This window comes from Levilactobacillus spicheri DSM 15429 (assembly GCF_001435095.1).
In the GTDB taxonomy this organism is placed as follows: domain Bacteria; phylum Bacillota; class Bacilli; order Lactobacillales; family Lactobacillaceae; genus Levilactobacillus; species Levilactobacillus spicheri.
Genome location: NZ_AZFC01000012.1, coordinates 58181 through 71870, shown reverse-complemented (window position 1 = coordinate 71870; position 13690 = coordinate 58181). Strand labels below are relative to the sequence as shown.

At 55.3% G+C, this 13690-nt stretch carries 14 protein-coding genes and 1 other RNA gene; 3 read left to right on the top strand and 12 right to left on the bottom strand.

Annotation, left to right across the window (positions count from 1 at the left end; genetic code table 11):
• Positions 1-51: 51 nt before the first annotated feature.
• Complete coding sequence (locus tag FD37_RS03065) at positions 52-609, bottom strand: TetR/AcrR family transcriptional regulator (protein WP_056963362.1); 558 nt, start codon at positions 607-609, stop codon at positions 52-54.
• A 194-nt stretch (positions 610-803) separates the two neighbouring features.
• Here FD37_RS03065 and FD37_RS03060 point away from each other — a divergent pair, with 194 nt between their 5' ends.
• The gene (locus tag FD37_RS03060; RefSeq protein ID WP_056963359.1) at positions 804-1469 is read left to right on the top strand and encodes a CPBP family intramembrane glutamic endopeptidase; all 666 of its coding nucleotides are present in this window, start codon (positions 804-806) and stop codon (positions 1467-1469) included.
• 136 nt (positions 1470-1605) lie between these two features.
• On the opposite strand, the gene FD37_RS03055 is transcribed toward FD37_RS03060, so the two are convergent.
• The 11 genes from FD37_RS03055 to FD37_RS03010 all read right to left on the bottom strand — a co-directional run bounded on the left by FD37_RS03055 (position 1606) and on the right by FD37_RS03010 (position 10420).
• Complete coding sequence (locus FD37_RS03055) at positions 1606-2295, bottom strand: type 1 glutamine amidotransferase domain-containing protein (protein ID WP_056963357.1); 690 nt, start codon at positions 2293-2295, stop codon at positions 1606-1608.
• Positions 2296-2442: 147 nt separating this feature from the next.
• The gene (locus tag FD37_RS03050) at positions 2443-4038 is read right to left on the bottom strand and encodes an ATP-binding cassette domain-containing protein (protein WP_056963355.1); all 1596 of its coding nucleotides are present in this window, start codon (positions 4036-4038) and stop codon (positions 2443-2445) included.
• Positions 4039-4185: 147 nt separating this feature from the next.
• Positions 4186-4533 (bottom strand): hypothetical protein, encoded by a 348-nt coding sequence (locus FD37_RS03045; protein WP_045806562.1) that lies wholly within the window; start codon positions 4531-4533, stop codon positions 4186-4188.
• Positions 4534-4653: 120 nt separating this feature from the next.
• Positions 4654-5124, bottom strand: a complete 471-nt coding sequence (locus FD37_RS03040; RefSeq protein ID WP_056963353.1) for an 8-oxo-dGTP diphosphatase — start codon at positions 5122-5124, stop codon at positions 4654-4656.
• A gap of 80 nt (positions 5125-5204) precedes the next feature.
• Positions 5205-5390 carry a hypothetical protein gene (locus tag FD37_RS03035; RefSeq protein ID WP_045806564.1) on the bottom strand — a complete coding sequence of 62 codons (186 nt, stop codon included), beginning with the start codon at positions 5388-5390 and terminating at the stop codon, positions 5205-5207.
• Between the two features lie 113 nt (positions 5391-5503).
• A complete protein-coding gene (locus FD37_RS03030; protein ID WP_056963351.1) occupies positions 5504-6841 on the bottom strand; it encodes an ammonium transporter in 1338 nt (445 codons plus the stop codon).
• 432 nt (positions 6842-7273) lie between these two features.
• On the bottom strand, positions 7274-7660 hold the full coding sequence (locus tag FD37_RS03025) for an HIT family protein (RefSeq protein WP_056963349.1): 387 nt from the start codon (positions 7658-7660) through the stop codon (positions 7274-7276).
• Positions 7653-8810 carry a THUMP domain-containing class I SAM-dependent RNA methyltransferase gene (locus tag FD37_RS03020; RefSeq protein WP_045806567.1) on the bottom strand — a complete coding sequence of 386 codons (1158 nt, stop codon included), beginning with the start codon at positions 8808-8810 and terminating at the stop codon, positions 7653-7655. The genes FD37_RS03025 and FD37_RS03020 overlap by 8 nt, the downstream gene beginning before the upstream one ends.
• 240 nt (positions 8811-9050) lie before the next feature.
• Positions 9051-9424: RNase P RNA component class B (rnpB, locus tag FD37_RS12555), an RNA gene on the bottom strand.
• Positions 9425-9442: 18 nt separating this feature from the next.
• A complete protein-coding gene (gene gpsB / locus FD37_RS03015; RefSeq protein WP_045806568.1) occupies positions 9443-9796 on the bottom strand; it encodes a cell division regulator GpsB in 354 nt (117 codons plus the stop codon).
• Between the two features lie 54 nt (positions 9797-9850).
• Positions 9851-10420, bottom strand: a complete 570-nt coding sequence (locus tag FD37_RS03010) for an SLOG family protein (protein ID WP_056963347.1) — start codon at positions 10418-10420, stop codon at positions 9851-9853.
• Positions 10421-10700: 280 nt separating this feature from the next.
• Between FD37_RS03010 and recU the strand changes: the two genes are divergently transcribed.
• Positions 10701-11306, top strand: a complete 606-nt coding sequence (gene recU / locus FD37_RS03005) for a Holliday junction resolvase RecU (protein ID WP_045806570.1) — start codon at positions 10701-10703, stop codon at positions 11304-11306.
• 32 nt (positions 11307-11338) lie between these two features.
• A complete protein-coding gene (locus FD37_RS03000) occupies positions 11339-13681 on the top strand; it encodes a transglycosylase domain-containing protein (RefSeq protein WP_045806571.1) in 2343 nt (780 codons plus the stop codon).
• Positions 13682-13690: the final 9 nt, after the last annotated feature.

Sequence of the window (13690 nt, the reverse complement as noted above, 5' to 3'; positions counted from 1 at the left end):
GAATTTAGTTTATCACTTACTTTTTGAAAGTAAAGTGTTTTGTGCGGAACTTTAGAAAAGGTTGAGGTTTTTATGCTGCCCATTATATGAGGATAAATTTAATAATTTTTTGATCTGGCTGACCACCCAATCGACCGTCAGCTGGGCTTGGGGCCGGCACAGGACCCCGAGGAGAAACGTCCACACGGCTTGCCCCGCTGCTTGGGGGTCGCCGTTGGCGTGGTCCTGCGTCAGCAACAGGGCCAAAACCGTCTGGAGACTTTGCGGGACCGGCCAGTCGCCGGTCAGGGCGAACGCGATGGCCTGGGGATGCGCCTGAGCGTATGCGAGCAGGTTCGTCACCATCCGGGTCACCATGGCCTGGGCGTCGGGAGACTCCAGGACCCCCTGGTGGAGCGCCGCCGTCACCTCGGCTAAGATCTCCGTTCGTAAGGTGGCGAGTAAGCTGGCCTTGTCGGGGTAGTGACGGTAGATGGCGGCCGGCGTGACGTCTAAGAACTTGGCCAATTGGCGCAGTGATAGGTCGGCCGCCCCCTGCTGTTCAAGCACCTGCCGCGCCCGTTGCCGAATGGCGGCAGCAAGATTTTCACGATGATATGGTTTGGTCATGGGTCCTGGCTCCTTTCGGGTGAGTCCTGATGTTACAGGAGTTTACATCATATGTTATCACTGTATACATGATATGTAAACAGTGATAACATCAACTGATTTACCGTGAGCTTTACACTTTTTTTACAGCCGAACTAACGGTGAAGGCTTACAATGAATTTAGGTCGAAATTAAACAAGAAAAGAGACTGATTCATGGCAAACACGATTTCACGAAAACGATTAATCTTTCAATTTATCTGCTTCTGGTGTCTCTGGTTGGCGGTCCAGGTCGTCATTAACGTTCCCGTTGAGCATCACCTGTACGGGTGGCCCCAGGAATTGACCCTGGACGCCGTTAAATTACTGGTCTGGTGCGGCGGTGCCTGGTGGTTCATTCGCCAGGCCGACTCCCGGTCCCTCGCCATCACCCCGGCCGACCAGTGGCGACCCAACTGGTCGTTTCGGGCGGGGTACTGGATCTGGCTCGTCGTGGTGCTGTACCTGCTGGTGCAATTCTACCTGAGTCATCACGGCCTCAGATTTTCACGGACCTTCGTCCCCCAGTATTGGGGCCGGTACTTCATTGTCGTCGGCGTGACCGAGGAATTCATGTTCCGCGGGTACTTCCTGAACGCGTTACTGAAGCGCGTCTCCTTCACGCGGGCCAATACGCTCCAGGCGGTTGCCTTTGCGGCGATGCACATTCCCCGCTACCTGACCACCGTTCCGGCGATGAGCCCCACCGCCTGGATCAGCAACCTGGTCTCGGTCGCCGTCCTCGGGGCCCTCTTCGGCTGGCTTTACGCCAAGAGCAAGTCCCTGTGGCCGGGGATCATCCTGCACATGACCTGGGATATTCTGGTCACGGCGTTTGCGTAATAACCTTAAAAAGACTCATCCGGACCATTAAGGTCATGGACGAGTCTTTTTAAGTGGAAATTGGCAAATATTGGGTGAGTGATCGGCTGGTGCTCCCCCGCGGGCTGCCCCAATTTTCGTTAAGGGTCCCCCGACCCTAGTGGCCGCTTTCGTTGATTCCCTGAACCAGCAACTTCCCCACAGCACGGGCCGAGAAGGGATTCTGTCCGGTGATCAGTTGGTGGTCCCGGACAGCGAAGGATTTGTAGGCCCGCTTCTTCCGGAAAGTGGCCCCGTGGGCTTCTGCGACTTTCTGATTCAAAAACGGGACGACCCGCCGTTTACCGGCGAGGATCTCTTCGGCCTGGGTGAAGCCGGTAACGGTCTTGCCGGCGATCAGGTAGTTGCCCTGGTCGTCGCGCACGTTGAGCAGACCCGCGATGCCGTGGCAGACCGAGGCCACGAATCCGCCTTGGTCGTAGATCTGCCGCGTCAGGTCTTGCAGCGCCTGGTTATGGGGAAAGTCCCACATGACCCCGTGGCCCCCGGTGTAGTAAATAGCCTGGTAGTCGGTGGGAACAATCTGGTCCGGCCGCAGTGACTGGGTCAGGGCCTTACGCTGGAAGGTCGCGCTCTCATAGATGGCCAGGCTGTTGGCGTCGGTGTAGGACATGCTCCGCGGGTCCAGGGGCACGAAGCCTCCCTTGGGACTGACGTAATCCACGGCCAAGCCGGCTTGGGTCAGTTCATCAACGAACTCGGTGGCCTCCCCCAGCCATAAACCAGTCGCATCGTTGGTGTTGGCGTAACGGGTCACGTTGGTCAGGACGACGAGTACTTTTTTCATGAAAAGGACTTCCTTTGATTAGTTTAAGATTTTAAACCATTAAACCATAAATTCTCTGCATCGTCAAGAAAAGCCCCTTAATGTCAACGAGGGATCCGACCATTTGGCCGGATCCCTCGTCATTATGGCGATAACAGGATTGGAACCTTAATTAGCAGTAGCGGGCGTTAGCTGCCCCGCTTGGAGATCATAAACGGCCGTGTAAAGGGGTAAAATATCGGCCGGAATGTGGTGATCCACTTCAATCACGGTTAGTTGAGGATTAGCCAGGATTTGGCGGTGGATGGCCAGGGCGGTCGCCGGATCCAGAGAAGCGGTTCCTTCATCGATCAGCAGAACCTTTCGATTAAAGAATAGGGCACGGGCAATCTCCAGTCGCTTCAGTTGCCCCCCTGAGAAGTTAGTCCCCTCTTCACTGATCGAAGCGTTCAATGAAGCTGTGGTCGCTAGCTCAGGAAGCCCCGCCATGGCCAGTGCGGATTGGAGGGACTGCACACTGGCTGGCTGACCTAATGTGATGTTTTGTTGAACGGTATCTTGAAAGACCACGGGTGTCTGGCCGACTACCCCGAACCACTGGTCGGCGTCGGCCTGCGTGTAAGCCTGACCGTTGACCAATGCGCAGCCTGCTGTGGGCGTCTCCTCCTGAAGCAGGAGGCGGATTAAAGTCGACTTCCCAATTCCAGACCGTCCCCGGATTAGCACCTTATCTCCCTGGTGAACCTGTAGAGATAGGTCCTGAAAAATAGGATGGTCCTGGTAAGCGAAAGTCACGTGCTGTAACTCAACCGTTCGCACAGCAGCTGCCGTGGACGCCTGAGGCAACGCGGGAGTCGTCGTGTCTTGTGCCACCTGTTGGCGAATGGCTTTGGTACTAGTAATGGTGTTCCAACCGGCAACGATTTGGTTGAACCCGTTGAGAATCCAACTGGAGGAGTATTGAATGGCGACGAATTGCGATAGCTGGAGTCGGCCGGTGATGGTGAGATAAATACCGAGGCCAATGGGAATATCCGAGAAGACCATAAAGAGAAACCCAATGACTGCGTTAGAGAGGGCCAACTGGTTCTTTAACCGCGCGTTGGCCCCCTCCATCCCGGAAAGTGAACTTTTAAGTCGTGAATCAAATCCGTGCAGAACGGTATACCGCTTTAACAGCAACGCACCATGGAATAAATCATGCACCGTCGCTGACAGCGTCTGATTTTGCTGCGACCATTGCTGTGTTCGGACTTGAATGGAACGACTAAATAATTTGGGCGCAAAGGTCGGTACCACCATAAAGGCCAAGAAAACTAAAGTCACCAAAACGTTGCTGTATAACGCGTATCCCAGCGTCCCAATCACCATCGTCCCCGCCCCTAACAGACTGAAAATTTGACGCCAGTAGTTGTCTTCCAGCAGTTTCAAATCGTTCATGAAAAATGAGACGTTGTCGGTCTCGTGGTCCCCAATTGACGAACTGATGGCCATTCGGTGCTGGACGACTTGTGTTTTCAACGCCAGGTTAATTTGAAAAATATTACGATTAACGATGCGGGTTTGCCAGTATTTTAGGCCAGCGAACAAGGCATAGCCCATTAAAATCAGGACAATGGCTGGAACAATCCAGCTCGCCAACCGCTTTTCGATGAGATAAAAGAAGAAAGAATAGGTAAAAGTATTAAAGGGCATTTCCAGCCCCGCTAGCAGACTGGCCAGCACTGCCAGTGTGAATAATGGTCGATTCAGATACTTTTTCACAGCGGATCGCCTCTTCAATGACTAAAGTACCTTTTATGATACAGCAATAAAAAAACTAATCAATTTTTAATCAAGCGTTTATCTTATCAGCGAAATAACTGCCAACAAAAAAGGCTCCCCACAAAGGGAGTCTCCCAATCCGTGTCCTCAGGCGGTGAGCACGTGCCGGTGAAGGTACCCCAGTACGACGCCCAGGAAGGCGAACGGTAACGCGAAACTAAAGAGAGCCGGAACCAATTCTGCCGCTAAGGTCAAGACCATGATCAGGTCGATGGCCATCACGGTCAAACTCACACCTAAAAGTACTCGCCACCAGCCCCGACTCACCCGGGGTTGGTAAGTGACGCCATAAACCAGTAACGCTAACGCCGTCGTCAACAATAGTGCGTGATCCATGACTGGCATGGTCAGTGCCAGGGCCAGCAGTGCGGCGACACCACTGAGTCCCATAAAGAAGTAACCGTACCAGCGTTGTGTTTGAGTCGTTGATTTCACGATTATCACTCCTTCAGTCCCTCTCTCTTCCCTTTAGTTTACGCCTATTTGTAAACGCTTTCAAGAATAGAAAACACCCCCGCCCCCGTAAAATATTCTATGGGGTGTGGCGAGCAGCTCCTATCCCTGATCGCCGGAATCGGCGTGGAGTGAGCCATCCCACTGGTCGCTGAAAACCGCGGGCACCTGACGGTCGAAGACCCGCAACAGGGCAAAGAGGCTCTCCGCGCTGTTTTCCACGGTCAATTCCTGCCGGGGCAGCCAATAGACGTGCCCCTCGTTACTATCCCGGGGCGTCCCGCTAAAGTCATCGCTGCGGTACAGCAGGCCCAGCTTGCGGCGGTGACCGGGGTGGTCGAACCATTCACAGGTTCCGCAGAAGTCGGCGTGATGGAGCTGAATCCCCGTCTCTTCGCGTACCTCGCGCATGGCGGCGCTCAGACCGGTTTCGCCAACCTCGACGTGCCCACCGGGAAAGCTGTGCCCCGCCTTCCAGGGAACGTTCAGTTTATCTTCGACCAGGACCCGGTGCGTCTGCGGGTCGGTGACCAGCGTCATGGTGACTAGTTCGATTGCTTGTGGTTGGTGCATGGCATTCACTCCTTTGAATCTCATTGTAGCAAACCTCAGGGCAAACAAAAAGACGGCTCACTGGCCGCCCTTATTTTGGCTTACGCTTGACGCTGATTATTTTTATTCTTCATGATGAGCGCTTCGGCCCCGTAGCAGACCACGCCTAATGCGGCGAACGCTAGTGGGAAGCCCACGGCCCATAACAGTGACTTCATCAGGACTAAGCTCAACAGGCAGACACTTAGAACGACCAGGACGATTAACGTCAATCCATCTTTCGTCATATAATTACCCCCAGAAATTTAAACTTGTGTGGCCCCTACCACATTTATAGGATAACAAGGATTGGTCCTGACCGCAAACCCCTGGGAGAAACTTAAGGAAATCGACTAACTTTTCAATGGCGCAACGTGGGAGTTGACGAAGAATGCCGGTTGAGGTGCTCGAGTTGACCCTTGAACTCGGCGGCGTAGCGTTCCTGATCGGCCGTGTAGGTGCCCAAGCGCTCACTCAAGCCCACCGTGTAGTCGGCCCGTTCGCCGTGTTCCCCTTCGTCCAGGCCCAGCTGTTCTTCGGTCGCGTCGACCCGCATCGGCATGACGCGCCGCAAGCCCCAGATGATGAGACAGCCCATGGCAGCCACGAAGGCGATGGTGAAACCGGTCGCCAGCAGCTGGATGCCCAGTAGGCGCCAGCCGCCACCGTAGGCCAGTCCGTTGGTGGTCACGGCGGCGTTGACCGTCTTGGTGGCGAAGACGCCGGTCAGGATACTCCCGACGATTCCGCTGACGCCGTGGCACCCAAAGGCGTCCAGGGCATCATCCACGCCCAACCGGGGTTTGATCACGTGGATGAACCCAAAGCTGGTCAGCGTGGCCAGCGCCCCAATCGCCACGGATCCCAGCACCGTGACGTACCCGGCCGCCGGGGTGATCCCGACCAAGCCGCAAAGCGTCCCGGTGCAGACGCCGACCAGCGTGGGTTTCCCCGTCGTCAGCATGTCTAAGACCATCCAGACCACCATGGCGGTCCCGGTCGCGACGGTACTGGTGATGGCCGCCTGCATGGCGACGGTGTTGACGGCCAGGGCGCTCCCGGCGTTGAAGCCGTACCAGCCGATCCAGAGAATGGCGGTCCCCAGCAGGACCCAGGGCAGATTGTAGTGGTGCTCACTGTCGATCTTGAGCCGCCGTCCCAGCCAAGCGGACAGGACCAGCGCCGTGATGCCGGCGTTGATGTGCACCACGGTCCCGCCGGCGAAGTCCAAGACCCCGAGCCGCGCTAACCAGCCGGTCGGGCTCCAGACCAAGTGGACCATCGGGTAATAGATCAGGATGGACCAGGCGGCGAGAAACGCTAGGAGAAATTTGAAACGAATTCGTCCCACGATGGCCCCCACGAACAAGGCGGGGGTGATGATGGCGAACATCATCTGAAATAACGCGTAAGCCCCCACCGGAATCTTGGTGGGCGTCAGACTGGCGAGATTGACGCCGGCCATGAAGACGTGCTTCAGGTTGCCCACGACGCCCAGCACATCGCCCGAAAAGGCCATGGTGTAACCGAGGCCGATCCATAGGAGGATGGCGACCCCGGTCATGATGAAGACGGACAGCATGGTGTTGACCACGTTCTTCGCGGTGACCAAGCCACCGTAAAAGAAGGCCAATCCGGGGGTCATGAAGAGAACCAGAATGCTTGAAATGAGTACAAATGCCGTATTTGCTAAATCCATGAATCAACGCCCTCTCTGCTCTTTATGTTAGAAATTCTAACACCAGATTTGCTGATTGTCAGAACAAATGAGCCAGTCAGCGGTTAATTTCGCTAATTGATGAACTAAGTGACCCACTCACTAGGGCATTGACGGGCATCGCCGCCAATGGTAAAGCAAATGTTAAGTTTTATAACATACGTTAATCAATGACGCCGACGAGAACGGAAATGGCGGTTTACGCGGCTGGCTCGTGGCACCAAAAAAGGCCACCCCTGGTTAGGAGGGTGGCCCCGTCTTCTGGACATTCTTATCTTAGCAGGTCGCACACTGGCGAACCATCAAAACGCAAAAACAATGAGGTCAGCTTTGAAACCTGCGTGAACTCGGCCCTTAAAGACTTTTGACTTGACTGAACGTTGTCGTTGCAGAACCCGCTGACTTCGTCTCTGCTTAATGGCGCAGGAACGTCCGCCGCACCGCCGCCGGCAACATATTGCGAATGCCGCCCCGGGGGTCCTTAACGTCCCCGGCGTACCGGGGAATCAGGTGAATGTGCGCGTGCATGACGGTCTGTCCCGCCGCCGCGCCGGTGTTGATGCCGATGTTATACCCCGCCGGTTGATACTTCTGGTCGAGGAAGGCTTTGGCCTGATCTAGCAGGTCTTCCATCGCCGCCCGTGTCGCACGGGGAACGGCGAAGTAGGTCGCGTAGTGCTGCTTTGGCACGATCAACAGGTGGCCGACCCGGACCGGATGCAGGTCCCAAAAGGCCTTGGCCAGGTCGTTTTCCAACACGATGTCGGTTTTTTGGCAAAAGATACAGTCGGGATCAATCACGGGCCGTCGCCGCCTTGGTCCGCGGCCGCCGTTGGGCCCAGAACTGGAAGTAGTCCGTCCGCAGCGCCCCGTTATACAGCTTCCGCTTCTTCGTGGCCTTTTGCCCGTAGAAGTGTTCGAACTCCAGGTCCGCCGTCAAGATGTACTTCGACCAGTCGGTCAGGGGCTTAAAGACCTGCCCCATCTGCTTGTACAGTTCCCGGACGCCGGCCTGGTCGCTCAGCCGTTCCCCGTAAGGCGGGTTGGCGACGATGACCCCGTGATGCAGGTCGGTGGTGAAGTCCTGCACGGCCAGCTGCTTAAAGTCGATGTCTTGGGACAGGCCGGCTTCCTCGGCGTTGCGCTTGGCGATGGCGATCATACTGCCATCGATATCGCTCCCGAAGATCTGGAGTGGCGTGTCGTAGTCCGCCTGAGACTCGGCCTCGTCCCGGACCTGTTGGCTCAGGGCGTTGGGGATCCAGTCCCACTTTTCACACAGAAAGTCCCGGTTGTAGCCGGGCGCGAGGTTGCGGCCAATCATGGCCGCTTCGATGGGAATGGTTCCCGACCCACAAACGGGATCGACGAACGGCATGTCGGTGTGCCAGCTGGTCAGGGCAATCAAAGCGGCGGCCATGTTTTCCTTGATGGGCGCGCCCCCCTTGCCGACCCGGTAGCCCCGCTTGAACAGGCTTGGGCCGGTAGTATCTAGCGTCAGCATGACGTGGTTCTTATTGATGATGACTTCCAAGGGATAGGTCGCCCCGGTTTCGGGCAACCGCGTCCGCCGGTGATAGATGGCGGCCAGCTTCGTCGCCACGGCCTTCTTCACGATGGCTTGGGCGTCGGGCACACTGTGGAGTTGGGACTTTTGGGAGCGTCCCTCGACCGGAAAGGCGGCGTCCATCGGCAGGTACTGATCCCACGGGACCGCCTGCGTGGCGTTGAACAATTCGTCAAAGGTCTTGGCTTCGAACTCGGTCACGATGATCCGAATCCGGTCGGCCGTGCGTAACCAGAGATTTGTTTTTAAGATGTCTTCGATAGTGCCATCAAACCGGACCCGGCCGTTTTCGACCTGCGTTTGGTAGCCCATATCGCGGAGCTCGCGACCGGCGAGGGCTTCGACCCCCGCGGCAGTCGCGGCGTATAAATGAAATTTTTCCATGTTGTCCTCCTGGTGATCAAAACAAGTAGTGATGAGAGTTGACCGTTAATGGTGATGCTCGCAAAGCCCTAACTTTTGGCTATTTCGAGGAGCACTAGGTTTATCCTATCATTGAACGGGGCCCTTGGCTATCTTTCCCACCGAAAAGATGGGCGCTGGGAGCCAATGGCCACCGATTCAATCCAAATGGGCACAAAAAAAGTGAGAACCGAAGTCCTCACCACCTGACGAAGTGCAAATCCCTGTAAGCCATGTTTTGTACCGCACCATGATTCAGGCAACCATGATGTGGCGGTAATCATCTATCTCAGACATCTCTGTCTGCCCCACGCATCGTTCGGTTCCTTACGTGAAGCTCCCCTACCAAAGTTTGGGTTTCCCGCTCGAGGGGTTTACCGCGTTCCACCGCCTAGGTTTCCCTAAACGTATCGTCACTGTGGCACTTTCAGAGGTACTCGAGCATAGCCGAAGCCTTAGCTGGTTTCCCTCGCCGTAACGTGCAAGCACGTCCGCCGGCTTATTTTTTCACCGACCACGAACACTACAGGCATCACAGCCTGTGCGAGAATGGACTTTCCTCAGCCGACATAAGCCGACCGCAATTACCCAGGATTTACACCGTCATTATAATTCTACAAACGATGTGACTCGTTTGGATCATTATCTAGTTGTGAACCGAAAACGTGACGTTCCAAGTTGGACAGTCGCTTCAAAATGTCCATGTTGGTGACATTTGAAGACGGTTGATTGGTTGACGCCGCCTGTGGCTGACTGCCACCGACTTGGATCTGCTTGGTCAGTTCATCGACCTTGGCCAATAACCGTTCGTTTTCTTCTTGAAGCCGTTGATTTTCTTTAACAAAAGTATCGTAATCCTTGATGACGTTGTCTAAGAAACTATCAACGTCGTCAGGATCGTAGCCCCGCATCTTTTGGCGGAACTGCTTTTGCAAAATCTCTTTGGGAGTAAAATTAACGTTTTCCATTGATTACTACACCTCGTTGTCTTATCGAACCGGCAATTAATATAATACCAGTTTTCAATCAAATTGGGAACTATTATTTAAATTTTCTTGATATTCGTTGGCACTCTCCTGGAGCCAGTCCATATCGATCAGCGTGACCGGGTACGGATGCTGCTCCTGAAACCGGTCAATCGCCTGATAGTCGTACTTTGGCTTGCCCGGTACTTCTAAATCATAAACCAAGACCGCTTCGTCCGTGTGGGTTAACATAAATTCTTGATAGTTTCTTAATTGTTGGGGGCCATGATAGGGTTGTGCGCTAACGGCCTGGTGGAAGTCCACCCGACTGGCCAGCTGCATGTACTTGGCCTGATTGGTCTCGTTCCAGTTATGGCCAAAGTCCGCAAACGGGGTCATCATGGCAACCTGCAGCTCGGGATAATCGGCCTTCAGTGCCAATCCGACCTCGGCGGCCCACTGCTCGACGCCCAGCTGACCCCCGGTGATCAGCCAGTCGGTGCCATTTTCGATTTTTTCGATCAGCAGCTTCTTGAGGGTGTCCTTGATCACCAGTAGCTTGGGGTCCTGATCGCCAAAGACGCCTAATTCATAGCTCCGGTACCCCGTTAGCCATAAACGACTCACCACATCACCCTCCTCTAATAGGATAAAATAATTTTTTTACACCCACCGCCACGGCAGGTCGTCCCCGCACCGACGAGCACGCGTGCGAGAAACGCGACCTGCCGTCATCCCGTGAAAATACTACCTTTAGTGTACCGAATAATTCCGTGAGCGGCAATTGATAAGCCGCCATTTTTCGCGAAAGTGGGTTGGCGAGGTGGCTTTAAGAGTTTTTATTTTGTGATGAGCTTGGTATAATGTCTGTAACTGGGCCATCCAGCCCGAAGGAGTGTGAGGCACCATGACCATCCGGTATCCCAATGGGCATGCCTACCGAGCGCCTGCCACGAAGGAACACCCCCACTTTTCGAGTGCGTATACGAACTACGGAAAACGGGGTATGTCGCTGGAAGAGGCGCTCAACGAAAGTAATGTTTACTACGAAACACAAGGTCTTGCGGTCGTTCACAAGAAACCCACCCCGATTCGCATCGTCAAGGTCGATTATCCCAAGCGCAGTGCTGCGGTGATTAAGGAAGCCTACTTCAGCACCGCCTCGACGACCGACTACAACGGTGTGTATCGGGGTCATTATCTGGATTTTGATGCCAAGGAAACGCGGAATAAAACGGCCTTTCCGTTGAAGAACTTCCACCAACACCAGATCGACCATTTACGGGCCTGCACCGCTCAGGGTGGTATCTGTTTTGCCATTATCAAGTTCGTCGCCCACGACGAGATCTATCTCTACCCTGCTCAGGAGTTGTTCACCTTTTGGGACGCTCAGGTCGCCGGCGGTCGTAAATCGATTCCCTACGATGAGATTCAGGACCACGGGGTCTTGATCACCCCCCAGATTCAGCCTTTGATTCCTTACCTCAAGGCCGTGGACCAGCTACTGAACTAGCGGCCACGATTTAATTTGCAAAGGAGATTACCATGTCTAGTAACAATAATACGCGGGAAACCCGCATGAGTCGCAACGCCGACCGACAATCGGGGCCGCAAAAACCGCACCACGGCTGGCGAACCTTTCGCCGCATCCTTTACGTCATCGTCGCGGTGATCGTTTTAGGAATTCTCGCGGGTGCGGGTCTCTTCTTCTATTACGCCCAAAGCGCCCCCAAGGTAACGCAGTCGGCCCTCTCGAGTGACGCCTCGACGCGGGTCTACGACGCGAACGGGAAAGTGATTTCCCGGTTGGGTGCCCAGAACCGGACCTACGTCAAGTCCGACCAGATTCCGGCCCTGCTGAAAAAGGCGGTGGTCTCGACCGAAGACCGCCGTTTCTACAAGAACAGCGGGATCGACCCGGTCCGGATCATCGGGGCGGCCTTCTCTAACATCAGCGGTTCCTCGCTGGGAATGCAAGGTGGGAGTACGCTGACGCAACAACTGGTCAAGCTCTCCGTCTTCTCGACGGCGGCTTCTGACCGGACGTTAAAGCGGAAGGCCCAAGAAGCCTGGTTAGCCTTAAAGGTCGACCACGACTACTCGAAGGACCAGATTCTAGAGTATTACATCAACAAAGTTTACATGGGTAACGGGGTCTACGGAATGCAAACGGCGGCCCAGTACTACTACGGGAAAAAGCTGAGCCAGTTGAACCTGTCCCAGCTCGCCCAGTTAGCGGGTATGCCGCAATCACCGACCAACTATGACCCGATCCATTACCCTAAGTACGCGACGCAGCGGCGGAACCTGGTCCTGCAGGCGATGGCCAAGAACAACGTCATCACCTCCGCGCAGGCCCAGGAAGCCGAAGCCGTCAACGTTCAAACGGGGTTGGTCAAGGACCACACGACCTCGACGCAGATCAGTGCCAAGACCAGCAAGGTCGTCGACGCCTACCTCAAGCAGGTGTACGCCGAGTTAAAGACCAAGGGCTATAACACCACCAGTGGTGGGCTGAAGGTCTACACCAACCTGGACATGGGCGCCCAAAAGAAGCTGTACGATATTGTCAACGGCAGTACCTACATCTCCTTCCCGTCCGATAAGTTCCAGGTCGGTTCGACCATTGTGAACCCGAATAACGGGAAGGTCGTCGCCATGATCGGTGGCCGGAAGACCGGTAACGTGACCTTCGGGTTGAACCGGGCCGTGCAGACCGACCGTTCCAGTGCTTCGACGGCCAAGCCGCTGATGGACTACGGTCCCGCCATTCAGTACCTCTACTACCCGACCTACGAACCCGTGAAGGATACGGAGTTCACCTACCCCGGCACCACGAAGAAGTTATACGACTGGGACCGGAAGTATCAGGGAACCATCACCATGCGCAAGGCGCTGTACGAATCCCGGAACATTCCGGCCGTGCGGACCCTGCAAAATGTTGGTATCAGTAAGGCCACCACGTTCCTCAAGGGCCTGGGCATGACGTTCGATAAGACGTTGACCCTGCAAAACGGGATTGGGCTGTACATCTCCTCCGAACAAGAAGCCGCCGCGTATGCGGCCTTCGCGAACGGTGGGACCTACTACAAGCCTTACCTGGTCTCGAAGGTGGTCACCCAGGACGGCAAGGCACACAATTACCTGTCGACCGGGAAGCGGGCCATGTCCAGCGCCACGGCGTTCATGTTGACCGACATGATGAAGGACGTCATGACCAACGAGAACGGGTCGGGACGCTCCGCCGCCATTTCCGGACTGTACCAAGCCGGGAAGACCGGGACGGACTCCTACCCTGACGATTACGCGGACAAGGTGCCGGATGGTGCCACGATGGACTCCTGGTTCACTGGGTACACCAAGAACTACTCCGTTTCCGTTTGGACCGGGTATGACAAGCAGTTCCAGACCGGTCATTACGTCAGTGAGACGCAGACCACGATTGCCCAGGAGATCTACAAGTACGAGATGAGCTACCTGGCCTCGAAGAGTACCAACTCGGACTGGACCAAGCCGGACACCGTCACGGAGACCCGGCAAAACGGCAAGACGGAGTACTACGTCACGGGTCATCCGGGCACCGTCAGCGACACCACGGCGACGAGTCAGTACGGCTCGACGAACACGACGAGCTCTTCGGCTTACAGCAGTAACGGTCAGGTCACGACCAACAGCTCCTCACGGAACACCACGTCGACGACCACGGAGTCGAGCACGTCGAAGGAATCCTCCAGCACGGAACAAAAGCCGACTGGCGGGACCGGTGACGATGACACGACCACGTCGAGTTCGACCACGACGTCCTCCTCGACGAGCACCACGACCGGCGGGACCACGGACGCTGGGGATAATAACCACACCAACGCTAACGACGATACCAATAATTAAAGCCACGCC